Below are 23,616 nucleotides of genomic sequence, written 5' to 3' on the forward strand. Positions count from 1 at the left end.
GGATATCGTCTTGTGGAGTGCCCACACAGATTGTCTGATAAATTGTTAAAGAGCAGTGCCGAGAAACTCATCGGCGCGGGCTGCGTATATTACGCTTTTCGCCCTGAGAGTCAAGCGTTTATTTCGCTTTCTTCTCGCTGACCCGGCGGCTTGTCAGTCGTTGTTCCCGGTCAGTGGAGGCGCATTATAGGGAGTTCTCGGCGGGCCGCAACCCCTATTTTCAATATTTTTTCCGACCGTTGAATGTTTAACCAAAACACCATTAAAGCGGCAGTTTTTTCAACGATTTAAAGCCATAACCCTGCAAAACGGGCAATAAAGCGTCAGTATCTTCATTTAACGCCATGCAATACGCCAGATTCTCTTCCTGGCTCGAGACCAGATTTTCCTGCGTTGAGATGAGCCAGGCGGTGCGGCGGGCAATCGCCGCGCCGGAATCCACCAGCCGGGTGCCTTCCGGCAACACCTGCATCAACTCTTCAGCTAATAGAGGGAAATGGGTGCAGCCCAGCACGACAGTATCCGGCGGCTCGCGCATGCTCAGCCACGGATGCAGGATCTTCTTCAGCACCGGCAGCGGCACGGCTTCGCCGTGCAGCTTGGCTTCCGCCAGCTCCACCAGCTCTGAAGAGCCCAGCAGTTCAATCTTACAGTCGGTAGCAAAACGGGAAATCAGTTCATGGGTGTAGCTGCGCTGTACGGTACCGCGGGTCGCCAACAGGCCGACAATGCCGTTAACGGTAAGACGGGCGGCAGGCTTGATGGCGGGCACCACGCCCACGACAGGGAAACTGAAACGCTCGCGCAGGGCCGGTAAGGAGACAGTACTGGCGGTGTTACAGGCAATGACGACAATCGCCAGAGGATGACGCTGCTGCACCGCGCCGACAATTTCCAGCACGCGCTCAACGATAAACTCTTCGGACTTCTCGCCGTAGGGGAACGCCACGTTGTCGAAAGCGTATATATAGTGGAGATCCGGCAGCAACTGCCGAACCTCCTGATACACCGACAACCCGCCGACGCCGGAATCAAAAACCAGCACCGTCGGGCGAGGTGTGGCGGTGCTGTTAGAAGGTATAGCTTCCAGTGAGGTAGTATTCTCTTCCTGGAGTAGCGTAGCCATAGGCCGTCTCATAATCTTTATCAAACAGGTTGGCAATTCTACCACGAACTGTCAGATGAGATGTGACCGGATACGAAACTGCGAGATCCCACAGGCTCACGCCGCCGAGTTTAACCGTCGGGCTAGGATAAACGCCATAATCCTTGTCGTAGCGCTCACCCAGGTATTGATAGGTCACTGCCCAATCAAAGTCGTACAGTTGCCAATCCAGCTCGTATTTCACCTGCTGTTTAGCGCGGCGCAGCAGCACTTCGTTGGTTTTAGCATTGCGCGGGTCGACATAATCGTAACCAATCTGATGCGTCAGCGGGCCGGTTTCAAAAGAAGCCGTGGCCTCTACACCTTTAATGGTCGCCTTACCGATATTATAATAGCGGTAACTCACCGGATCGCTGTCGATAAGATTATCAATGTCATTGCGATAACCGGAAATACGCCAGGTCACAGGCCCGGTCAAGCCTTCAAAACCGCCTTCCCATTGCTTGCTTTCTTCCGGTTTCAAATTATTGTTGCCGTAAGTGGTACTAAACAACTGGTTCATGTTTGGCGCTTTGAACGCGGTACCGTAAGAGGCAATGAAACGATACCCCTCGATGAATTCCCAGGCTGCACTGGTTTGCCAGGTGCCGTGCCAACCGAACTCCGAGTTGTCGTCGCCACGCGCAGCAGCCTCCAGCGTCACCGGTCCCACCAACTGTTGCCCAGTCAGATAGATGCCAGTATTGCGCTGGCTTCTCTCGCTGCTGACGGACGCGGTACCCGGTTTGATTTGTTGATCCTGCCAATCTGCGCCCGCACTAATGGTGCCTTGGGCAACCTTGAACGTGTTGCCCCACTGCAGATTGTACTGTTCCGAATCATCCAAACTGGAGGAGATCGCATACTGGCCTTTGCGCGGATCGTAATTGTAGTCTTTGCTGTGGCTGTAACTCCCCACTAGCTGCGTGGCGTAAATCCCTTCCTGATAGCGCAACCCCGTGTCCCATGTTTGGCTGTACAGCTTACGGGTATCGGGCAGACCGGTAATATTGAAGTCTTTATCGTAAGAATAGAATCCATCGTAGCCTGTACGATTATCGTAACCATAACCACGCACAAAACCGCTGATTTGCTCGTTAAATTGGTGCTGCAATGCGCCGTAGAGCAATTTGCTCATAAAGCCGTCGCGATCGGGCTGAGGAATACTGGTATTACCTTCAGCCACCACGTCATACCCTTTGGTATAGGTGTAATTCCCCGCCACCGTCGCCACGGTGCTGTCACCCAGTTGTTGTTGGGTCGACGCGTCATAGGATTGATAGCCGTTGGAGCCGACGCCGGCTGAGAGCGTCGTGCCGTTCTTTTCGCGGGTGGTAATAATGTTGACCACGCCGCCGATGGCATCGGAGCCGTACACCGCCGAGCGCGGGCCGCGAATGTATTCGACTTTCTGCACCAGCGAAATCGGGATTTGGCTGAGATCGGAAGAACCGCTGACGCCCGCCTGATTAAGGCGAATGCCGTCAATTAGCACCAGCACATGGCTGGAGTTGGTGCCGCGAATAAACAGCGAGCTCTTTTGTCCCAATCCACCGTTTTGGCCAACGTCCACGCCCGGCAAACGGCGCATCACGTCGGTCAGGCTTTTGGCCTGCCAGCGATCGATATCGTTACGGGTGACGATGGAAGTCGGTGCCAGCACAGAAGAAACCGGCTGCGGGAAACGGTTGGCGGTCACCACCAGGTTATCGCCATTCTTGGCTGTGGTGTTGTCTTGCGCCCATCCAGAAAAAGCCGTGACGGAGGAGACCACCGCCAGCAGCGTATTTTTTGTAATTGTCATGAGAAAAGCATCCAAACTTAATTGGCGGATGCCGCAGGATCATGGCCGGTAGTTCGCGACGGCCACGGACATTGCGACGTAACACCGGCAGGTCTTCGGGCTTGGGATTTGCGGGCCGCGGGGCGCGACCAGCAACGGGCGATGACTTCCCATCCTGCAGTGGACAGTGTCTGCGTCGAAACGCTATCGCCGTGACTTCCCCTTACCGCTGCGCGTCAGCTCCGGATTCACACCGGATTCCCTTTTCACTCGCTGCTTGAGGCCGGACGGCAATGCTACGATCAATGAAAATAGATGTCTAGACTGCTACTAATGTTACAAATAATAAACGCGACAAAACTGGACTTCACGGGCTGATTCCCTACAATCCCCGCTGATCAAATTTGCCTGACGAGAAGACACACATGACGCCCGAGAATTTGCCTATTGAACGTTACGATGACCAACTGGCGGAGAAAGTCGCCCGCCTGAAGATGTTGATGTCACCGTTCGCGGCGCCCGAGCCGGAAGTGTTCCGCTCGCCAGTCGACCATTACCGCATGCGCGCCGAATTCCGCATCTGGCACGACGCGGATGACATGTATCACATCATGTTCGATCAACAGACCAAGCAGCGTATTCGCGTCGACCAGTTCCCGGCGGCCAGCGAGCTGATCAACCGCCTGATGACCGCCCTGATCGCCGCGCTGAAACCGGAGCCGATCCTGCGCCACAAGCTGTTCCAGATCGATTATCTGTCGACGCGAAGCGGCAAAATCATCGCTTCGCTGCTGTATCACCGCAAGCTGGATGACGTTTGGCAACAGCGAGCCGAGCAGCTGCGCGACGAGCTGCGCGCTCAGGGTTTCGACCTGCAGCTGATCGGCCGGGCGTCGAAGACCAAGATCATGCTCGACCAGGATTATGTTGACGAAGTGCTGCCGGTCGCCAGCCGCGACATGATCTATCGTCAGGTGGAAAACAGCTTCACGCAGCCCAACGCGGCCATGAACGTGCAGATGCTGGAGTGGGCGTTGGCGGTTACCGCCGGTTCCAAAGGCGATTTGCTGGAGCTGTACTGCGGCAACGGCAACTTCTCGCTGGCGCTGGCGCGCAATTTCGAGCGCGTGCTGGCGACCGAGATCGCCAAGCCGTCGGTGGCGGCGGCGCAGTACAACATCGCCGCCAACCATATCGACAACGTGCAAATCATCCGCATGGCGGCAGAAGACTTCACTCAGGCGATGAACGGAGTACGCGAATTCAACCGGTTGAAAGGCATCGATCTGAGCGGCTACAACTGCGAGACGATTTTCGTCGATCCGCCGCGCAGCGGGCTGGACGAGGAAACGGTGAAGATGGTGCAGGCTTACCCGCGCATTCTGTATATTTCATGCAATCCGGAAACGCTGTGTGCCAACCTGGAAACGCTGCAGGCCACCCACCGGGTCAGCCGCCTGGCGCTGTTCGATCAGTTCCCGTATACCCATCACATGGAATGCGGTGTGTTGCTGGAAAAGCATCGCTGATACGACAGGGGCGCCATGATGGCGCCCCGTTTCATTACGATTCTTGAGTCGGCGCATCCGGCGCCTTGCGCGCCTTCAGTTTCATCCCGATCCACAGCACCAGCGCCACGCAGATCACCGACGGCAGGAAGTTGGAGCCGATCTGCGGATATTCGGCGCGCACGATGGCGCTGTACAGCAGCAGCCCCAGCAGGAAACAGGCCGCCGCCAGCTTCGGCATGCCATCCGGCATGGCGCGGTTCAGGTAACGCTGATGCAGGCAGTACACCGCCAGCACCAACGCGATCAGCGGGAAGATCGAAAACGGCACCACCGAGCTGAACAGCGCAGCAAAGGAACCGTTGATCGAAAGGCCGGCAATTAACGCCAGCAGTAAGGTGCCATTTTCACGGCCTGGTTTTTCCATCATTTTTTACCTTTTTTATACGTGGGACACAGAAGCTTTTTCTTGTTCGCGACGATACCAGTAATACGCCCCTTTGGAGATCATCCGTAGCTGCAGCACCAGCCGTTCTTCCAGCTGCTGCCGCTGCTCGACGTCGATATCCAGCGCTTCCGCGCCGGCGCTGAACACGATGGTGACCATCGCTTCCGCCTGCGCTTCGGTAAAACTGCGCGGCATGTGGTTTTCCAATTCGAGGTAGTCCGCCAGTTCAGCGATGAAATGCTGGATCTCGCGCGCCACTGCCGCACGGAATGCCGCCGACGTGCCGGAGCGCTCACGCAGCAGCAGGCGGAAGGCGTTCGGGTTGTTGCCGATAAATTCCATAAAGGTGGACACCGAGGTGCGGATTACGCTGCCGCCCTTGGCGATGCGTTGGCGCGCCTGGCGCATCAACTGACGCAGCATCAGGCCGCTTTCGTCCACCATGGTCAGCCCCAACTCGTCCACATCGCGGAAATGGCGATAAAACGACGTGGGCGCAATGCCCGCCTCGCGTGAAACTTCCCGCAGGCTCAGGCTGGCGAAGCTGCGTTCGGCGCTCAGCTGGCTGAAAGCGGCTTCGATCAGGGAACGACGAGTCCGTTCTTTTTGTTGTGCTCTGACGCCCATATGCATATCCGGATAGGTTCCATTTTCTCAGTCTAACGCCCTAGACTCGGCAATATAGCAAATTTTATTGCAACAGCATTTATACTAACGCGCTCTATCACACTTCCGCCCTGAGCCGATTGTGCTTTGACTCAAAAAGCCTAATGGTGATTGGGTGAGCAGCGCTATGATGTTAAGATACCGTTGTAATCTTGTATAAAAAAACAGGTCTCTCCTACATGCAACAGCACTATCAATTTGATGCCATTGTGATTGGCTCGGGCCCTGGTGGTGAAGGTGCCGCCATGGGGCTGGTGAAACAAGGCGCCCGCGTGGCCGTTATCGAACGGTACAATAACGTAGGCGGCGGATGTACCCACTGGGGCACCATCCCTTCCAAAGCCCTCCGCCACGCCGTCAGCCGCATTATCGAATTCAACCAGAACCCGCTTTACAACAACTCGCGCACGCTCAGCGCGACCTTCCCTGACATTTTACGCCACGCCGATAACGTCATCAGCCAGCAGACCCGAATGCGCCAAGGGTTCTATGAGCGGAACCAGTGCAAACTGTTCGCCGGCGACGCGCGCTTCATCGACGCCAACACCGTCAGCGTCAGCTACATGGACGGCACCCAGGACACCATCCGCGCCGATCACATCGTGATCGCCTGCGGCTCGCGTCCTTACCATCCGGCCAGCGTCGATTTCAACCATCCGCGCATCTACGACAGCGATTCCATTCTCGAGCTGAGCCATGAGCCACGCCACGTGATCATTTACGGCGCCGGGGTGATCGGCTGCGAGTATGCGTCCATCTTCCGCGGCCTGAACGTCAAGGTCGATCTGATCAACACCCGCGATCGTCTGCTGGCGTTCCTCGATCAGGAGATGTCGGATTCGCTCTCTTACCACTTCTGGAACAACGGCGTGGTGATCCGCCACAACGAAGAATTCGAGAAGATCGAAGGCACCGAAGACGGCGTGATCGTGCACCTGAAGTCCGGCAAGAAGGTGAAAGCGGACTGCCTGCTGTACGCCAACGGCCGTACCGGTAACACCGATTCGTTAGGGTTGGAGAACGTCGGCCTGGAGTCGGACAGCCGCGGGCTGCTGAAAGTGAACAGCATGTATCAAACCGCGCTGTCGCACATTTATGCGGTCGGTGACGTCATCGGCTATCCGAGTCTGGCTTCCGCCGCCTACGATCAGGGCCGCATCGCCGCGCAGGCGATCGCCTCCGGTGAAGCCAGCGGTCACTTAATCGAAGATATCCCGACCGGCATCTACACCATTCCGGAAATCAGCTCCGTCGGCAAAACCGAGCAGGAACTGACGGCGATGAAGGTGCCGTATGAAGTGGGCCGCGCCCAGTTCAAACATCTGGCGCGCGCGCAGATAGCCGGGATGAACGTCGGCAGCCTGAAGATCCTGTTCCATCGTGACACCCTGCAGATCCTCGGGATCCACTGCTTCGGCGAACGTGCGGCGGAGATCATCCACATCGGTCAGGCGATCATGGAACAGAAAGGTGAAGGCAATACTATCGAGTATTTCGTTAATACGACCTTCAACTATCCGACCATGGCCGAAGCCTACCGGGTGGCAGCGCTTAACGGCTTAAACCGCCTGTTTTAACGCGTTGTCGATGTAGCCCTGCATGTGCTCGCGGATCGCTTCGGCCAACTGCTCATAACGGCTGCGCAGTGGGGAACCGGGGCGATACACCAACGCGATGGTGCGCTTCGGCTCCGGCTTGTAGCAATCCAGATAGCAGACGCCATCGCGCTCGCGCTGCGGCGGCACCGCCAGGGACGGCAGCAGGGTAATGCCGCTGCCGGCCGCGACCATATTGCGCAGCGTTTCCAGACTGGTGGCGCGGAAGTGGGTATCCTCGTCCGCGCCCGCCTGGAAGCAGAAGCCCATCGCCTGATCGCGCAGGCAGTGGCCATCTTCCAGCATCAGCAGCTTTTCTCCCGCCAAATCCGGCATCGCCACGCGCTCGCGCTGCGCCCACGGGTGATCGGAATACACCGCCAGCTTCATCGGTTCATCGAACAGAGGCACTTCGATAAACGCCTCGGTTTCCTTCACCAGCGCCAGAATGGCGCAGTCCAGCTTGCCGCTGTCGAGTTGCGCCAGCAGTTGGTGGGTTTGCGCTTCGTGCAGGTACATTTCCAGTTTCGGGAAGGTTTTGTGCAGCGTCGGGATGATCTGCGGCAGCAGATAAGGCCCCACGGTCGGGATCAGACCGATGTGCAGCGGCCCGGACATGGCCTCGCCCTGCTGGCTGGCCATCTCCTTCAACACTTTCACTTCGCGCAGCACGGTACGCGCCTGCTCCACCAGCAACAGGCCCGCCTGGGTGAACAGTACCTTGCGGCTGGTGCGTTCGAGCAGCATGACGCCCAACTCGTCTTCCAGCTTGCGGATCTGCCCGCTCAGCGTGGGTTGGCTTACATGGCATGAATCGGCCGCGCGGCGGAAGTGCCGGTGCTCGGCCAAGGCGACCAGATACTCTAAATCACGAATATTCATTGTTTCCCTCCATTCCATGATAGCTCATGGCGATAGATAAGATAGCAATGAGCGATTAGATCTATCAAGCCCCAGCGACAATAATGTGTCCCAACGAAGCGATATCGCGCTAAATGCTAAAAATTACTTTTCCTAATTAAGGGGTTAATCAATGTTTACCAGTCAAGAAGGCAAGAAAGTTCCTCAGGTTACTTTCCACACCCGTCAGGGCGACCAATGGATTGATGTGACCACTGATGACCTGTTCAAAAACAAAACCGTCATTGTTTTCTCGCTGCCGGGCGCGTTCACGCCGACCTGTTCTTCGAGCCACCTGCCGCGCTACAACGAACTGTCCAGCGTATTCAAGCAGCACGGCGTCGACAGCATTCTTTGCGTCTCCGTGAACGACACCTTCGTGATGAACGCCTGGAAAGCCGACCAACATGCGGAAAACATCACCTTCGTGCCGGACGGCAACGGTGAATTCACCAAAGGCATGAACATGCTGGTCGAGAAAGCGGACCTGGGCTTTGGCCCTCGTTCATGGCGCTACTCGATGCTGGTGCGCAACGGCGTGGTCGAGAAAATGTTCGTCGAGCCGAACAAGCCGGGCGACCCGTTTGAAGTGTCCGACGCCGACACCATGCTGAAATACCTGGCGCCGGAATTCAAAGTGCAGGAATCGGTCTCCCTGTTCACCAAACCGGGTTGCCCATTCTGCGCCAAAGCCAAACAGATGCTGCAAGAGCGCGGCATTCAGTATGAAGAGATCGTCCTGGGCAAAGACGCCACCACCGTTAGCCTGCGCGCCGTCAGCGGCCGCGCCACGGTGCCGCAGGTGTTCATCGGCGGCCGTCACATTGGCGGCAGCGACGATCTGGAAACTTTCCTGTCAGCTTAATAAGTAATAACAAAGCCAACGTGAACTTTGGCGGGCTACGGCCCGCCCTTTTTTTACCTTTCAGGAGCGGATATGAAACTGTTGAACGTTGATGTTGCGGTCATCGGCGGCGGCACCGCAGGGCTCGGCGCCTATCGCGCGGCCAAACTGTCTACCCCCAGCGTGGTGATGATTGAAGGCGGGCCTTACGGCACCACCTGTGCGCGCGTTGGCTGCATGCCATCCAAATTATTGATCGCCGCCGCCGAAGCGGTGCATCAAATCGAACGCGCGCCGGGCTTTGGCGTGCACCCAGCCGGTAAAACCCGCATCGACGGACGCGAGGTGATGGCGCGCGTCAAACGCGAACGCGATCGTTTCGTCGGCTTCGTGCTGGAAGGCGTGGACGAGATCCCGGCCGCCGACAAAATTCAGGGCTATGCCCGCTTTATCGACGACAACACGCTGCAGGTCGATGACCATACGCGCATCGTGGCGCAGCGCATCGTGATCGCCACCGGCTCTCGCCCCAGCTGGCCGGCGCCGTGGAACGAACTGGGCGATCGCCTGATCGTCAACGACGATCTGTTCAACTGGGATGACTTGCCGCAGTCCGTGGCGGTATTCGGCCCCGGCGTCATCGGGCTGGAGCTGGGGCAAGCGCTGCACCGCCTCGGCGTCGACACCAAGGTCTTCGGCATCGGCGGCGCCGTCGGGCCGCTGACCGACAGCGCCGTGCGCGATTACGCCGCCAAAACGCTGGGAGAAGAGTTCTACCTCGACGCCGACGTGAAAGTGGAGATGATGCAGCGCGAAGGCGACCGCGTATTTATCCGCTATCAGGATCTGCAGGGCCAGTCGCAGGAGATCCTGGTGGACTACGTGCTGGCCGCCACCGGCCGCCGCCCCAACGTCGATCGGCTGGGTCTCGAAAACACCGACCTGCAGCTCGACGCTCGAGGCGTGCCGCTGGCCGACCGCCTGACGATGCAAACCAGCGTGCCGCATATCTTTATCGCCGGCGACGCCAGCAACCAGCTGCCGCTGTTGCACGAGGCCAGCGATCAGGCGCGCATCGCCGGCGCCAACGCCGGCAGCTTCCCGGAGATCAATCCAGGTCTGCGCCGCAGCGCGATTTCGGTGGTGTTCTCCGATCCGCAGATCGCCATGGTCGGCTCAACTTTCCGCGAGCTGAGCGAGAAGTTCAGCGCCTGCGGCTGCTTTGAAGTGGGCAAAGTCTCGTTTGAGAATCAGGGCCGCTCGCGGGTGATGCTGCGCAATAAGGGCATTTTGCACGTCTACGGCGAGCAAGGCACCGGCCGTTTCCTCGGCGCGGAAATGATCGGCCCCGACGCCGAACACATTGCGCACCTGTTAGCCTGGGCGCACCAACAGCAGATGACCGTCGATCAGATGCTGGACATGCCGTTCTATCATCCGGTGATCGAAGAAGGCTTGCGCACCGCGCTGCGCGATCTGCAGGCGAAGCTCAAACTCGGCACGGCCGAAATCGAGCGCTGCCAGCGCTGTCCGGGTGAGTAACCTCTTATTCTCCGTTTATATCCACCGGGCCTTCAGGCCCGGTTTTTTTTGCGCAGCACTTTCCACAATTTCCTCCCTCCGCTTGCCTCACGGCCCGCCCGCGCTCATTTTTTATGCTTTGGCATTGAAGTGATACCAATAACGATACTAAAATGGAGGCGGCATGAACGAGATCAGGGATGACATCGCTGATTTGCAACAGCGGCAGAACAGCATCAAATTCGCCGAGTTAGCGAAAGTCTGCGTGCGATGGTTTGGGCCGCCGCGCATAAACGGTAGCAGCCATCACGTTTATCACATGCCCTGGCCAGGCGATCCGCGCATCAATATCCAACGCGGCAACAACGGCGCGGCCAAGGCATATCAGGTTAAGCAGGTCATCGCCGCACTGGCCAGAATGGAGGAAGAACATGGAAAAGCATGAACACTATACCTATCGCATCACCTGGTCAGCGGAAGATCGTGAATATGTCGGGCTGTGCGCCGAATTCCCCTCGCTGTCCTGGCTAGCCGCCACGCGTACCGGCGCACTGGAGGGTATCGAAAAAGTCGTGAGCGAAACGATCGCCGACATGCTGGCGCAAGGTGAAACGCCGCCGCAGGCGCTGGCGGAAAAGAACTTCAGCGGAAAACTGGTGTTACGCATGACGCCGGAACAGCATCGCCGGCTGGCGATCGGCGCGATGGAGGAAGGCGTGAGCCTGAACCGTTATCTGTGCGCACGCCTGGCGGGGTAGAGGTGCAAGGGCGGCACCAGGCCGCCCTTATCGTCCTCAAGCTAAACGCTGTTTCGCTGCGGCGATTGCCGCGGCCACCTGCTGCGGCGCGACGCCGCCTTTGGCCGCACGTTTGTCCAGGCAGGATTGCAACGCCAGGATCGGATAGACGTCGTCGCCAATCATCGCGCTGAACTGCTGCAAATCCGCCAGCGGCAGCGCTTCCAGCGGTTTGCCCTGGCGAATCGCCTCTACCACCGCCTCACCGACGATATGGTGCGCTTCGCGGAACGGCACGCCCTTGGCGACCAGGTAATCCGCCAGCTCGGTGGCGTTGGCATAGCCCTGCTCCGCCGCTTCCTGACAGCGCGGGCGCTTCACCTGAATGCCGTCCAGCACCAGCGCCGCCATCTGCAGGCAGTCCATCCAGGTGTCGAGCGCGTCGAACAGCCCTTCTTTGTCTTCCTGCATGTCTTTGTTGTACGCCAGCGGCAGGCCTTTCAGCGTCATCATCATGCCGGTCAGCGCGCCCTGTACGCGGCCGCACTTGCCGCGGATCAGCTCCAGCGCGTCCGGGTTTTTCTTCTGCGGCATCAGCGAAGAGCCGGAGGTCACGCGGTCAGACAGCTCGACAAACGCCGCTTCGCCGCTGTTGAAGAAGATCAGATCTTCGGCGAAGCGTGACAGGTGCACCATGCTGATGGCGGCGTTGGACAGCAACTCCAGCACGTGATCGCGATCGGATACGCTGTCCAGGCTGTTGCGGGTCGCCGAGGCGAAGCCCAGCCAGCCGGCCAGTTGCTCGCGATCGATAGGATACGCAGTGCCGGCCAGCGCGCCGCTGCCCAGCGGGCTGACGTCCAGCCGTTTCAGGGTATCCTGCAGTCGGCTCTCATCGCGCGCCAGCATCTCGACATAGGCCAGGCACCAGTGCGCGAAAGTCACCGGCTGCGCGCGTTGCAGGTGGGTATACCCCGGCATCACCGCATCCTGATTGGCTTCGGCGGTCTCCACCAGCGCCTGCTGCAGCTGGACGATCGCCTGATGCAGATCGCCGATCTGCTGTTTGCACCACAGCTTCAGATCGGTCGCGACCTGATCGTTGCGGCTGCGGCCAGTGTGCAGCTTCTTGCCCAAATCGCCGACCTTCTCGATCAGCTTCTGCTCCACCCAGCTGTGGATGTCTTCGGCATCGCTTTGGACGATCGCCAAAGGATCGGCCTGGACTTCCGTCAGTAGTGCATTCAGCGCCTGCTCCAGCAGCTGTTGCTCCGTTGCCGTCAACACGTTAACGGTCACCAGCGCCTTCGACCAGGCCACCGAGCCCACGATATCCTGCTCCGCCAGGCGATAATCGAACCGCAGCGAATCATTGAGTTGCTTGAACCGCTGATCCGCCGCCTGAGTGAACCGTCCGCCCCAAAGTGCCATACCTTTACTCCTGAATTTTTATGCGAAAGGGCGCAGCATGCTGCGCCCTTGCAGAGTCACGCCAATCGGTTATTTATTCTTTTTCTCGTTCAACGCGCGGATGCGTGAAGACAGAGAGAACAGGCGGATAAAGCCGCCCGCGTGGCTGTGATCGTAAACTTCGTCTTCGCCGAAGGTGGCGAACTCTTCGGAGTACAGGCTGTTGGCGGATTTCTTCTGAGTCGCCGTCACCTGACCTTTGTACAGCTGCAGCACGACTTCGCCGTTCACCTCTTCAGCCAATGCTTCGGCAGAGGCCTGCAGCGAGCGGCGCAGCGGCGCGAACCAACGGCCGTCGTACACCACATAGGACATCTCCAGGCCCAGCTGCTCGCGCCATTTGAAGCTGTCGCGATCCAGCACCAGCTGCTCGATGGCGCGCAGCGCCGCCACCATGATGGTGCCCCCTGGAGTCTCATAGCAGCCGCGGGATTTGATGCCCACCAGACGGTTTTCCACGATGTCGATACGGCCGACGCCGTGCTTGGCGCCCAGCGCGTTCAGGGTTTCCAGGCACTGGTACGGCGACAGCGCTTTACCGTTAACCGCCACGACGCGGCCTTTCTCAACGGTAACGGTCACCTGCTCAGGCTGATCCGGCGCTTCCTGCGGATCGACGGTCCATACCCAACAATCTTTGTTCGGCGCATTCCACGGGCTTTCCAGCACGCCGCCTTCGGTGGAGATGTGCCAGGCGTTCTCATCGCGGCTGTAGATTTTTTCCAGCGACGCGGTGGTCGGGATGTTGCGCTCTTTCAGGTAATCCAGCAGCGCTTCACGGGAACGCAGGTTCCACTCGCGCCACGGCGCCACCACTTTCAGCTGCGGCGCCAGCGCGGTGTAGGTGGTCTCGAAACGCACCTGGTCGTTGCCTTTGCCGGTCGCGCCGTGGCACAGCGCATCGGCGCCCACTTTCAACGCCAGCTCGACCTGCGCCTTGGCGATGATCGGCCGCGCCATCGAGGTACCCAGTAGGTAGCTGCCCTCGTACAGGGCGCCGGTCTGCAGCACCGGATAAACGTAATCGCGGATAAATTCTTCACGCAGATCGACCACGTGACATTCAGAGGCACCGGACTGCAGGGCTTTTTGCTCCACGCCTTCCAGATCGCTGCGCTCCTGGCCGATGTCCGCCACGAACGCCACCACTTCACAGCCGCCGTAGTTCTCTTTCAGCCATGGAATGATGGCCGAGGTATCCAGGCCGCCGGAGTACGCCAGAACGATTTTTTTGATGCCTTGGTTTTGCATGATCTATTCCTTTCTAATTCTAAAATTAAGCGAGGATCCGGGTGCCAATCGACACGCCGTTAAACAAAGCAGGAAGCTGATCGGCATGGCGCCAGCTGGCGATATCCACCGGGCGGCCGAGGGTGCGGGCGGCGTCGAGCGCCGCATTCACCTTCACCACCATACCATCGGTGATGATGCCTTGCGCGATCAGTTGTTCCGCTTTTTGCGCCGTCATTTCCGCAATGCGTTGCCCCTTGCCGTCGAGGATGCCGCTGACGTCCGACAGCAGGATCAGGTCCGCCCCCAGCGTCGCCGCCAGCGCCGTCGCCGCCTGATCGGCGTTCACGTTCATTAACTGCCCTTCGGCGGTGATGCCGATGGAGCTGATAACCGGCAGGTAGCCGGCGCCCAGCAGGGTATTGAGCAGCGCGGGCGAACCGGACTGCGCGTTGCCGACGTGGCCCAATGCCGGATCGAGCGGGGTCACGACCGCGCTGCCGCCGTCCGCCAGGCTCAGGCCGACGGCGTTGATTTGATGTTTAATCGCCCACGCCAGCAGCGTTTTGTTGGCGGTGCCGGCCAGCGCGCCGGTGATGATGTCGATCTGATCGGCCGGCGTGACCCGCAGCCCGTTCTTTTTCACCACCGGCAAAGCGAGCTGCTTCATCAGTTCGTCCACCACGCAGCCGCCGCCGTGCACGATCACCAGCGGACGCTGATGCTGCTGGCGGTAGCTGTCCAGCGCGGTAAACAGACGCTCCAGCGCTTCTTCACTGTCTAATAACACGCCACCTAACTTGATAATTAACGGGTTCATTGCTGTTTACTCACGCTGGTTTAAAGGAGTGACTGGGTTTCCGGGAAGCCGAAACGGATATTCAGGCATTGCACCGCCTGCGCCGCCGCGCCTTTCAGCAGGTTGTCTTCCACCGCGACGGCGATCAGATGCTCGCCCTGCACCGCAAAACCGATATCGCAGAACGGCAACCCCACCACCGCTTTCAGCGCCGGCACGCCCTGGTCGTACAACCGCACCAGCGGCTTGTCGTCATAGGCGGCATGATAGGCGGCCGCGACGTCCTGCGCGGTCACGCCGGCCTTCAGGCGGCAGGTGATGGTTTCAAGGATGCCGCGCGGGAAGTTGCCCAGGTGCGGCGTAAAGATAACCGGCACGCCCAGGTGCGCGGCGATCTCCGGCTGGTGCCGGTGAGTGAAAATACCGTACGGCTGCAGGCTCACTTCGCAGAAGCTGGTGGTCATGCTGGCCTTGCGACCGGCGCCGCTAACGCCGCTGGTGGCGTTGATCACCGGCCACTGGTCGAGGTTCAGCAGCTGTTTTTCGATTAACGGTTTCAGCGCCAGCTGCGCCGCCGTCGGGTAACAGCCCGGCACGGCAATCAGCTGCGCCTGTTTGATCTTGTCGCTCTGCCACTCCGCCAGGCCGTACACCGCCTGCTCCAGCAGGGCGCCATGCTGATGCTCGAAACCGTAGTACTGGCTATAAAAACCGGCGTCCTGCACGCGAAAGGCGCCGGACAGATCGAACACCACGCAGCCCGCCGCCAGGAAGGCCGGTGCGATATCGTGGCTGACTTCATGGGCGGTGGCGAGGAACACCACGTCGATGCCCTGCGCCGCCTTGGCAACGTCGGTCAACGGTTGCAGCGGCAGATCGACGATGCCTTTCAACTGGGGATGGAGATCGGAAAGCAACTTTCCTGCATCTGCACTTTGCGCTGAAACCGCTAAAGCGGTTATGTTCATGTGTGGGTGGCGATTCAGGTAAGCCGTGAGCTCCGCTCCGGCGTAACCGCTGGCACCAACGATCAGCGTATTCAACATGTGGCCTTTCACCTTCTAAACTGACGTGCGGTCGCTTGCGACCCAGGTAACAGGGCTAGCCAGCGTTGTTGCGCCGTTCACCCACGGAGCCAGGCGTTGATGCTTTTATAAACATCCGGGTATCGGGTTCCCTTACGCGTCGGCTTACTGTATTTTTATTCAAAATAAATGCATGAATATTGATACTATCCTAACCAAAGGCTGTCAACAGTGAAGATGAAATTACCTCCATTTATTGAGCTGTACCGGGCGTTGATCGCCACTCCGTCAATCAGCGCCACCGATGCCGGCCTCGATCAGAGCAATGAGGCGTTAATCAACTTGCTGGCCGGATGGTTTGCCGACCTGGGCTTTCGCGTCGACGTACAGCCGGTGCCGGAGTCGCGCCACAAATTCAACCTGCTGGCCAGCATCGGCGAAGGCAGCGGCGGCCTGCTGCTGGCCGGCCACACCGATACGGTGCCTTACGACGAAGGCCGCTGGACGCGCGATCCCTTCACCCTGACCGAGCACGACAACAAGCTCTACGGGCTGGGCACCGCCGACATGAAAGGCTTCTTCGCCTTTATTCTGGATGCGGTGCGCGATATCGACGCGAGCAAATTGACCAAGCCGCTGTACATTTTAGCCACCGCAGATGAAGAAACGACGATGGCCGGCGCGCGTTACTTCGCCGCCTCTACCGCCATTCGTCCAGATTTCGCCATCATCGGTGAGCCGACCTCGCTGCAGCCGGTGCGCGCGCACAAGGGCCACATGGCCAACGCCATTCGCATCGTCGGCCAGTCCGGTCACTCCAGCGATCCGGCGCGCGGCGTCAACGCCATCGATCTGATGCACGAGTCCATCGGCCGCCTGATGGAGCTGCGCAAAACCCTGCAGGAGCGCTACAACAACCCGGCGTTCGCCGTGCCTTATCCCACCATGAACTTCGGCCATATCAGCGGCGGCGACGCGGCCAACCGCATCTGCGCCTGCTGCGAGCTGCACCTGGATATCCGCCCGCTGCCCGGCATGACGCTCGACAACATCAACGAACTGATGCATCAGGCATTGGAGCCGGTGAGCCAACGCTGGCCGGGCCGCCTGACCATCGAAGAGCTGCACGCGTCGGTACCGGGCTACGAATGCCCGACCGACCACCGCATGGTGGCAGTGATCGAGGAACTGCTGGGCACCCGCACGCAGGTGGTCAACTACTGCACCGAAGCGCCGTTCGTTCAGCAGGTCTGCCCGACGTTGGTGCTCGGCCCCGGTTCCATCGATCAGGCCCACCAGCCGGACGAATACATCGACACCGCGTTTATCGAACCGACGCGCAAACTGTTGGGCCAGCTGATCAATCACTTTTGCCAGCAATAAACCCGACATTTAGCAGGGGAAATGCTTTATGCTTCCCCTAACTCAAAATAAGTAGAAGGCAGCGAAATAAGCCACGCTGATAACCCACGCGGCGTAATTAAATTTCAGAAAATGCGCCGATTTTGATGTTTTTTTGCTAAAAATAGTGTCAATTGACGATTGGACAGGAACGCGATGTGATCAGGCAGGCGGTCTGCGCCTGACGCGTGAAATTTATTTACAAGATAAAAATCATACAGAACTGGGTCAGGGGTTATATGAACGAACAATATTCGGCAATGCGCAGTAATGTCAGTATGCTCGGCAAATTGCTCGGCGATACCATCAAAGAAGCGCTGGGCGAGCATATTCTCGATCGCGTTGAGACCATCCGTAAGCTTTCCAAATCCTCACGCGCCGGCAACGAAGCGCATCGCCAGGAGCTGCTCTCCACCCTGCAGAACCTGTCCAACGACGAGCTGCTGCCGGTGGCGCGCGCCTTCAGCCAGTTCCTCAACCTGACCAACGTCGCCGAGCAGTACCACAGCATTTCGCCCAACGGCGAAGCCGCCAGCAATCCGGAAGCGCTGGCTCAACTGTTCAGCCGCCTCAAAGACAAAAAGCTCAGCGACAAAGAGCTGCAGCACGCGGTGTCGCAACTCTCCATCGAGCTGGTGCTGACGGCGCACCCGACGGAGATCACCCGCCGCACCCTGATCCACAAGCTGGTGGAGGTCAACACCTGCCTCAGCCAGCTCGATCACAACGATCTGGCCGACTACGAGCGCAACAAGATCATGCGCCGCCTGCGTCAGCTGGTAGCCCAGTCGTGGCACACCGATGAAATTCGCAAACACCGCCCTTCTCCGATCGACGAAGCCAAATGGGGTTTTGCCGTCGTTGAAAACAGCCTGTGGGAAGGCGTGCCGGCGTTCCTGCGCGAATTCAACGAACAGTTGGAAAACTCCATCGATTACAGCCTGCCGGTAGAAGCGGTGCCGGTGCGCTTCACTTCCTGGATGGGCGGCGATCGCGACGGCAACCCGAACGTCACCGCCGAAATTACCCGCCATGTGCTGCTGCTCAGCCGCTGGAAAGCCTGCGACCTGTTTACCCGCGATATTCAGGTACTGGTCTCCGAGCTGTCGATGACCGAGTGCACCCCGGAGCTGCGCGCCCGCGCCGGCGGCGATGAGGTGCAGGAGCCTTACCGCGAAATCATGAAGCAGTTGCGCAGCCAGCTGATGAGCTCCCAGGCCTATCTGGAAGGTCGCCTGAAGGGCGAGCGCGTGCTGAAACCGCACGACCTGCTGGTGAACAACGAGCAGTTGTGGGAGCCGCTGTATGCCTGCTACCAGTCGCTGCAGGCCTGCGGCATGGGCATCATCGCCAATGGTCAACTGCTGGATACCCTGCGCCGCGTGCGCTGCTTCGGCGTGCCGCTGGTGCGTATCGACGTGCGCCAGGAAAGCACCCGCCATACCGAAGCCATCGCCGAGCTGACCCGCTATCTGGGGCTGGGCGATTATGAAAGCTGGTCGGAAGCCGATAAGCAGGCGTTCCTGATCCGCGAACTGAACTCCAAACGCCCGCTGGTGCCGCTGAAATGGCAACCGAGCGCCGATACGCAGGAAGTGCTAGAAACCTGCCGGGTGATCGCCGAAGCGCCGCAGGGTTCGATCGCCGCCTACGTGATTTCGATGGCGCGCACGCCTTCCGACGTGTTGGCGGTGCACCTGCTGCTGAAGGAGGCCGGCTGCCCGTTCGCGCTGCCGGTCGCCCCGCTGTTCGAAACCCTCGACGACCTGAACAACGCCGACGACGTGATGACCCAGTTGCTGAACATCGACTGGTATCGCGGCTTCATCCAGGGCAAACAGATGGTGATGATCGGTTACTCCGACTCGGCGAAAGACGCCGGCGTGATGGCCGCTTCCTGGGCGCAGTACCGCGCGCAGGACGCGCTGATCAAAACCTGTGAAAAGGCCGGCGTAGCGCTGACGCTGTTCCACGGCCGCGGCGGCTCCATCGGCCGCGGCGGCGCACCGGCGCATGCGGCTCTGCTGTCTCAGCCGCCGGGCAGCTTGAAGGGCGGCCTGCGCGTCACCGAACAGGGCGAGATGATCCGCTTCAAGTTCGGCCTGCCGGAAGTCACCATCAGCAGCCTGGCGCTGTATGCCGGCGCGATCCTCGAGGCCAACCTGCTGCCGCCGCCGGAACCGAAGAAAGAATGGCGGGCGCTGATGGACGATCTGTCCGAGACCTCCTGCCGGATGTATCGCGGCTACGTGCGTGAAAACCCGGACTTTGTGCCTTACTTCCGCGCGGCCACGCCGGAGCTGGAGCTGGGCAAACTGCCGCTGGGTTCACGCCCGGCCAAGCGCAAGCCGAACGGCGGCGTAGAGAGCCTGCGCGCCATTCCGTGGATCTTCGCCTGGACGCAGAACCGCCTGATGCTGCCGGCCTGGCTCGGCGCCGGCGCCGGATTGCAGGAAGCGGTGAAAGCCGGCAAACAGGCGGAGCTGGAAGCGATGTGTCGCGACTGGCCGTTCTTCTCCACCCGTATCGCCATGCTGGAAATGGTGTTCGCCAAAGCCGACCTGTGGCTGGCGGAATACTACGATCAGCGCCTGGTGGATAAAGCACTGTGGCCGCTGGGTCAACAGCTGCGCGATCAGCTGGAAAGCGACATCAAGGTGGTGCTGACCATCGCCAACGATGCGCACCTGATGGAAGACCTGCCGTGGATCGCTGAATCCATCGCGCTGCGCAACGTTTACACCGACCCGCTGAACGTCTTGCAGGCTGAACTGCTGCACCGTTCTCGTCAGCAGGAGCAACCGGACGCCCGCGTCGAGCAGGCGCTGATGGTCACCATCGCCGGCGTCGCCGCCGGGATGCGCAACACCGGCTAGTGAGCCTCATCGCGGCCCCGTTTATCGGGGCCGTTTTTTTATGCCTTTCCCCCACAAAAAAAGGGCGCCGCGGTAAAGCGACGCCCTTTTTCAATGGAACAAGCCTGTCAGGCGGCGGCCACCGGGCGCACGCCCAGCGTGTGGCAGATGGCGTAGCTCATCTCGGCGCGGTTCAGGGTATAGAAGTGGAAATCTTTTACCCCTTCGCGGCTCAGGATCTTCACCATGTCCATGGCGATGTTGGCGCCGACCATTTTGCGGGTCTCCGCATCGTCGTCCAGCCCTTCGAACATGCTGGTCATCCAGCTTGGCACCCGCACGTTGGTCATGGTGGCAAAGCGCTGTAGCTGCTTGAAGTTGGACACCGGCAGAATGCCCGGCACGATTTCCACATCGATACCGGCGGCAACGCAGCGGTCGCGAAAGCGCAGATAGCTCTCAACGTCGAAGAAGAACTGGGTAATTGCGCGACTGGCGCCGGCATCGATCTTGCGTTTCAGGTTAATCAAATCGGCCTGGGCGCTTTTCGCCTCCGGGTGCACTTCCGGGTAGGCGGCGACGGAAATGTCGAAGTCACCCACGTCTTTCAGCAACGCCACCAGATCGGTCGCGTACATGTCCGGCTTGCCGCCGCCCGGCGGCAGATCGCCGCGCAGCGCCACGATATGGCGGATGCCGCTGTTCCAGTAATCGGTCGCAATGTCGCGCAGCTGCGCCGGGCTGGCGTCGATGCAGGTCAGGTGCGGCGCCGCCTCCAGGCCGGTGCGCTCCTTGATCCCCTTGATGATGCTGTGGGTGCGATCGCGCTCGCCGGAATTGGCGCCGTAGGTGACGGAAACGAATTTAGGTTTGAGGATGCTCAGACGATCGATCGACTGCCACAGGGTCTCTTCCATCTCGCTGGTGCGTGGCGGGAAGAACTCGAATGATACGTTAATCTGGCCGTTCAACTCCGCCAGACTCTGATTCAGCGCTTCCCGCTGGTTTGCGTGGAAAAAACTCATACCCTGCTCACCTCTTTATCGATCACTGTTTTTATTTCATCTTGATGAGCGTCTATACGTTTAGACGTCTAGATAGAAAATGCCGCATGTTGGCTAAAGAGTCAACAGGAAAATGAGGGGAATAAGATGATTAATCCTCACCCGCTCAACGAGAGAATTTCATGACGGCGGCAGGGATAAGTATGGCAGGAAAAGCAAAGGGGCGCGGTGAGCCCGCGCCCGCAGAAGATTAAAGCAGCTGTGCCAACCGGTTAAGGTCTGACTGGATCGCGCCGGCGGTCACGTCGCGGCCGGCGCCCGGCCCGCGGATCACCAGCGGATTATCGCGATACCAGCGGCTTTCGATGGCAAACACGTTGTCGCACGGCAGCAGCGAGGCCAGAGGATGCTCAGGGCGCACCGCTTCCACGCCGACCCGCGCCTTGCCGTTGGCGTCGAAACGCGCCACGTGACGCAGCACCAGGCCCATTTCGCTGGCGGCCTCAAAGCGCTGCTGCATCTGCTGATTCAGCGCCTCACCGTTCTCGAAGAACTGATCGACGGAGCCCAGCTCGCAGCCCGCCGGCACCAGCGACTCGACCCGCACCTGGTTCGGCTCGATGTCGTAGCCCGCCTCGCGCGCCAGGATCACCAGCTTGCGCATCACGTCCTGGCCGGAGAGATCGACCCGCGGATCCGGTTCGGTCAGCCCCTGCTGCCAGGCCTGATCCACCAGCTCGGTGAACGGCACCGTGCCGTCATACTGCAGGAACAGCCAGGAAAGCGTGCCGGAGAAGATGCCGCTGATCGCCAGAATGCTGTCGCCGCTGTCGCGCAGATCGCGCACCGTGTGGTTGACCGGCAGGCCGGCACCGACGGTAGCGTTATACAGCCAGTGGCGGCCGGTTTTGGCGAAGGCGTCGCGTATTTGGCGATAGCTGTCGCTGCACGAGGCCCCCGCCAACTTGTTGGCGCTGATCACGTGAAAACCGTAGCTGGCGAAATCCAGATACTGCCCGGCCAGCTCTTCGCTGGCGGTCACGTCGAGCACCACCAGATCGTCGAACGGGTGCGCGCGCATCCACAGGAACAGCGATTCTTCATCCAGCTCCTGCGCTTCGTCCTCAAAGAATGCCAGCGCGCGGCTGGCGTCCAGCCCGTCATAGTTCAGCAGGCTGCGGCGGCTGTCCACCACCCCCGCCAGGATAAATTCGAAGCCGCTGCGCGCGGAGATATTGGTCTGTTCACGGGCGAACAGCTCCAGCCAGCGCGACCCGATGTTGCCCTTGCCGAACAGCACCAGACCGATGCGCTTCTCAGCGCGGAACAGGCTTTGGTGCAGCCCCTGAATCAGCAGCGCGGTCGGCCCCTGGCGCAATACCGCCACCAGGCTGATGCCATCTTCCGCCTGCCAGATAAACTCGACCGGCTGATCTTTCAGCTGCTGATAGAAACGGTGGCTGTGCAGCGGGTTCTTGCACACCCCGGCGCCGACCATCGCCACCAGCGCCAACCCTTCGCGCAGGTGCAGCTCGCCTGGCAGCGCCGAGGCCTGCAGGATCGCCAGTGCGCTGTTGACCACCTCGGAGGTGTAGCACAGCTGCACCCGATTGCGGTCAGGATGGATGCCCACCGCCAGCGGTTTGATCTGCGCGCGTTTGAGCACCAGATCCAACTCTTTCTGCGCCAGTTTGAAGTCATGCTGAGCGGCGACGTGCAGCTCAATCAGGCACACGTCATCGTGGCTGGTGACAATCTTGGCGCCGGTGCCGGACGCCAATACGCGCTCGATGCGCGTCGAGCCCTGCTCCGGCTGGTAGCTGCAGCGCAGCTGAAGATCGATATCGCTGCCGGAGACCGGCTGCAGGGTACGGGTGTGCAACACCGGCGCAGCCAGACGCGCCAGCTCGCTGGCTTCGTCCAGACGCAGCAGCGGCAGCAGGCAGGCGTCTTTCACCTTGCGCGGATCGGCGCTGTAAACCCCGGCCACGTCGCTCCAGATGGTGACGCGCGCAGCGCCGGCCAACGCGCCGACCTGAGTGGCAGAGTAATCACTGCCATTGCGCCCCAGCAGCACGGTTTCCCCGGCGTCGTTGCGCGAAATGAAGCCGGTCACCACCAGGCGCTTGCCCGGATGTTGAGCCAACAATTGCTGCAGCAGCGGATAAGAACGGCCTTCATCCACCTGCGGCTGCGCGGCGCGTTCGGCGCGCAGGAAATCACGCGCATCCAGCCAGGCCGCCTGCATATCCAGGTGGTTGAGCACCGCCGCCATCAGGCGCGCCGACCAGATCTCGCCGTGCCCGACCACTTCGGCATAGCACACCTCGTCAGCTTTACCGTCCAGCAGCACCGCCAGACGTTCCAGATCCTGAATGAACTCGGCGATCAGCGGCTCGGCGCTTTCCGGCGGCAACAGGCCGCTGATAAGATCGCTGTGATAACGACGCAACGTCTGCTGCACCTGGTGCGCAGACAGGCGATCGCTCTGGCTGAGCTTCAGCCAGTTGATCAACTGGTTGGTGGTACTGCCGGCGGCCGATACCACCATCATGTCGCCCGGCTGGCTGTATTCCGCCATAATCCCGGCCACACGCAGATAACACTTCACATCCGCCAGACTGCTGCCGCCAAACTTGTGCAGTTGACGCCCGCTCACCGGCCCTGCTACAGCAATTGCATTCAT

At 59.8% G+C, this 23,616-nt stretch carries 19 protein-coding genes and 1 riboswitch; of the genes, 8 read left to right on the forward strand and 11 right to left on the reverse strand.

Features of this window, described 5'->3' with window-relative positions:
- Positions 1 to 262 precede the first annotated feature (262 nt).
- Together murI and btuB are read right to left on the reverse strand one after the other, a co-directional pair.
- On the reverse strand, positions 263 to 1,126 hold the full coding sequence (gene murI, locus BVU99_RS07560) for a glutamate racemase (protein WP_049205307.1): 864 nt from the start codon (positions 1,124 to 1,126) through the stop codon (positions 263 to 265).
- Positions 1,071 to 2,948, reverse strand: a complete 1,878-nt coding sequence (gene btuB, locus BVU99_RS07565; RefSeq protein WP_025304648.1) for a TonB-dependent vitamin B12 receptor BtuB — start codon at positions 2,946 to 2,948, stop codon at positions 1,071 to 1,073. Before btuB ends, murI begins: the two co-directional genes overlap by 56 nt.
- 68 nt (positions 2,949 to 3,016) lie before the next feature.
- Positions 3,017 to 3,230, reverse strand: a riboswitch (cobalamin riboswitch).
- Positions 3,231 to 3,352: 122 nt separating this feature from the next.
- Between btuB and trmA the strand changes: the two genes are divergently transcribed.
- Positions 3,353 to 4,456, forward strand: a complete 1,104-nt coding sequence (gene trmA, locus BVU99_RS07570) for a tRNA (uridine(54)-C5)-methyltransferase TrmA (protein WP_099817559.1) — start codon at positions 3,353 to 3,355, stop codon at positions 4,454 to 4,456.
- A gap of 34 nt (positions 4,457 to 4,490) precedes the next feature.
- Here the strand turns inward: trmA and BVU99_RS07575 are convergent, their stop codons facing one another.
- Positions 4,491 to 4,862 (reverse strand): YijD family membrane protein, encoded by a 372-nt coding sequence (locus BVU99_RS07575; protein WP_025304650.1) that lies wholly within the window; start codon positions 4,860 to 4,862, stop codon positions 4,491 to 4,493.
- 15 nt (positions 4,863 to 4,877) lie between these two features.
- A complete protein-coding gene (gene fabR / locus BVU99_RS07580) occupies positions 4,878 to 5,510 on the reverse strand; it encodes an HTH-type transcriptional repressor FabR (RefSeq protein ID WP_004931044.1) in 633 nt (210 codons plus the stop codon).
- A gap of 218 nt (positions 5,511 to 5,728) precedes the next feature.
- Between fabR and sthA the strand changes: the two genes are divergently transcribed.
- Complete coding sequence (gene sthA, locus BVU99_RS07585) at positions 5,729 to 7,126, forward strand: Si-specific NAD(P)(+) transhydrogenase (protein ID WP_004931047.1); 1,398 nt, start codon at positions 5,729 to 5,731, stop codon at positions 7,124 to 7,126.
- Here sthA and oxyR read toward each other — a convergent pair.
- Positions 7,109 to 8,026 (reverse strand): DNA-binding transcriptional regulator OxyR, encoded by a 918-nt coding sequence (oxyR, locus tag BVU99_RS07590; protein WP_025304651.1) that lies wholly within the window; start codon positions 8,024 to 8,026, stop codon positions 7,109 to 7,111. The two genes, sthA and oxyR, sit on opposite strands and share 18 nt — an antisense overlap.
- Before the next feature lie 151 nt (positions 8,027 to 8,177).
- Here oxyR and BVU99_RS07595 point away from each other — a divergent pair, with 151 nt between their 5' ends.
- From BVU99_RS07595 to BVU99_RS07610, 4 genes are all read left to right on the forward strand, one after another.
- Entirely contained in the window at positions 8,178 to 8,909 is a 732-nt protein-coding gene (locus BVU99_RS07595) for a glutathione peroxidase (RefSeq protein ID WP_015379403.1), read from the forward strand.
- Between the two features lie 72 nt (positions 8,910 to 8,981).
- Positions 8,982 to 10,430 carry a dihydrolipoyl dehydrogenase gene (locus tag BVU99_RS07600; RefSeq protein WP_099817560.1) on the forward strand — a complete coding sequence of 483 codons (1,449 nt, stop codon included), beginning with the start codon at positions 8,982 to 8,984 and terminating at the stop codon, positions 10,428 to 10,430.
- A gap of 163 nt (positions 10,431 to 10,593) precedes the next feature.
- Positions 10,594 to 10,854: a toxin HicA gene (locus BVU99_RS07605; RefSeq protein WP_049209117.1), complete on the forward strand. Its 261-nt coding sequence runs from the start codon at positions 10,594 to 10,596 to the stop codon at positions 10,852 to 10,854.
- A complete protein-coding gene (locus BVU99_RS07610) occupies positions 10,841 to 11,167 on the forward strand; it encodes a toxin-antitoxin system HicB family antitoxin (RefSeq protein WP_019452249.1) in 327 nt (108 codons plus the stop codon). Before BVU99_RS07605 ends, BVU99_RS07610 begins: the two co-directional genes overlap by 14 nt.
- Positions 11,168 to 11,203: 36 nt before the next feature.
- Here the strand turns inward: BVU99_RS07610 and argH are convergent, their stop codons facing one another.
- The 4 genes from argH to argC all read right to left on the reverse strand — a co-directional run bounded on the left by argH (position 11,204) and on the right by argC (position 15,691).
- Entirely contained in the window at positions 11,204 to 12,577 is a 1,374-nt protein-coding gene (gene argH / locus BVU99_RS07615) for an argininosuccinate lyase (RefSeq protein ID WP_049209116.1), read from the reverse strand.
- A 69-nt stretch (positions 12,578 to 12,646) separates the two neighbouring features.
- Positions 12,647 to 13,867, reverse strand: coding sequence for an argininosuccinate synthase (locus tag BVU99_RS07620; RefSeq protein WP_004931061.1), 1,221 nt, complete (start codon positions 13,865 to 13,867; stop codon positions 12,647 to 12,649).
- 25 nt (positions 13,868 to 13,892) lie between these two features.
- Positions 13,893 to 14,666, reverse strand: a complete 774-nt coding sequence (argB, locus tag BVU99_RS07625; protein ID WP_099817561.1) for an acetylglutamate kinase — start codon at positions 14,664 to 14,666, stop codon at positions 13,893 to 13,895.
- Between the two features lie 20 nt (positions 14,667 to 14,686).
- Positions 14,687 to 15,691, reverse strand: a complete 1,005-nt coding sequence (gene argC, locus BVU99_RS07630) for an N-acetyl-gamma-glutamyl-phosphate reductase (RefSeq protein ID WP_025304655.1) — start codon at positions 15,689 to 15,691, stop codon at positions 14,687 to 14,689.
- 216 nt (positions 15,692 to 15,907) lie between these two features.
- On the opposite strand from argC, the gene argE reads away from it, so the two are divergent.
- Both argE and ppc read left to right on the forward strand, forming a co-directional pair.
- Entirely contained in the window at positions 15,908 to 17,053 is a 1,146-nt protein-coding gene (argE, locus tag BVU99_RS07635) for an acetylornithine deacetylase (RefSeq protein ID WP_038630012.1), read from the forward strand.
- A gap of 257 nt (positions 17,054 to 17,310) precedes the next feature.
- Positions 17,311 to 19,947 (forward strand): phosphoenolpyruvate carboxylase, encoded by a 2,637-nt coding sequence (gene ppc / locus BVU99_RS07640; protein WP_025304657.1) that lies wholly within the window; start codon positions 17,311 to 17,313, stop codon positions 19,945 to 19,947.
- Positions 19,948 to 20,054: 107 nt separating this feature from the next.
- On the opposite strand, the gene metF is transcribed toward ppc, so the two are convergent.
- Both metF and BVU99_RS07650 read right to left on the reverse strand, forming a co-directional pair.
- On the reverse strand, positions 20,055 to 20,951 hold the full coding sequence (gene metF, locus BVU99_RS07645) for a methylenetetrahydrofolate reductase (RefSeq protein ID WP_004931071.1): 897 nt from the start codon (positions 20,949 to 20,951) through the stop codon (positions 20,055 to 20,057).
- Positions 20,952 to 21,180: 229 nt separating this feature from the next.
- On the reverse strand, positions 21,181 to 23,616 hold the full coding sequence (locus BVU99_RS07650; protein WP_043140969.1) for a bifunctional aspartate kinase/homoserine dehydrogenase II: 2,436 nt from the start codon (positions 23,614 to 23,616) through the stop codon (positions 21,181 to 21,183).

Origin of the sequence: Serratia sp. OLAL2, assembly GCF_002752475.1 — a bacterium.
GTDB classification, from domain to species: domain Bacteria; phylum Pseudomonadota; class Gammaproteobacteria; order Enterobacterales; family Enterobacteriaceae; genus Serratia; species Serratia bockelmannii.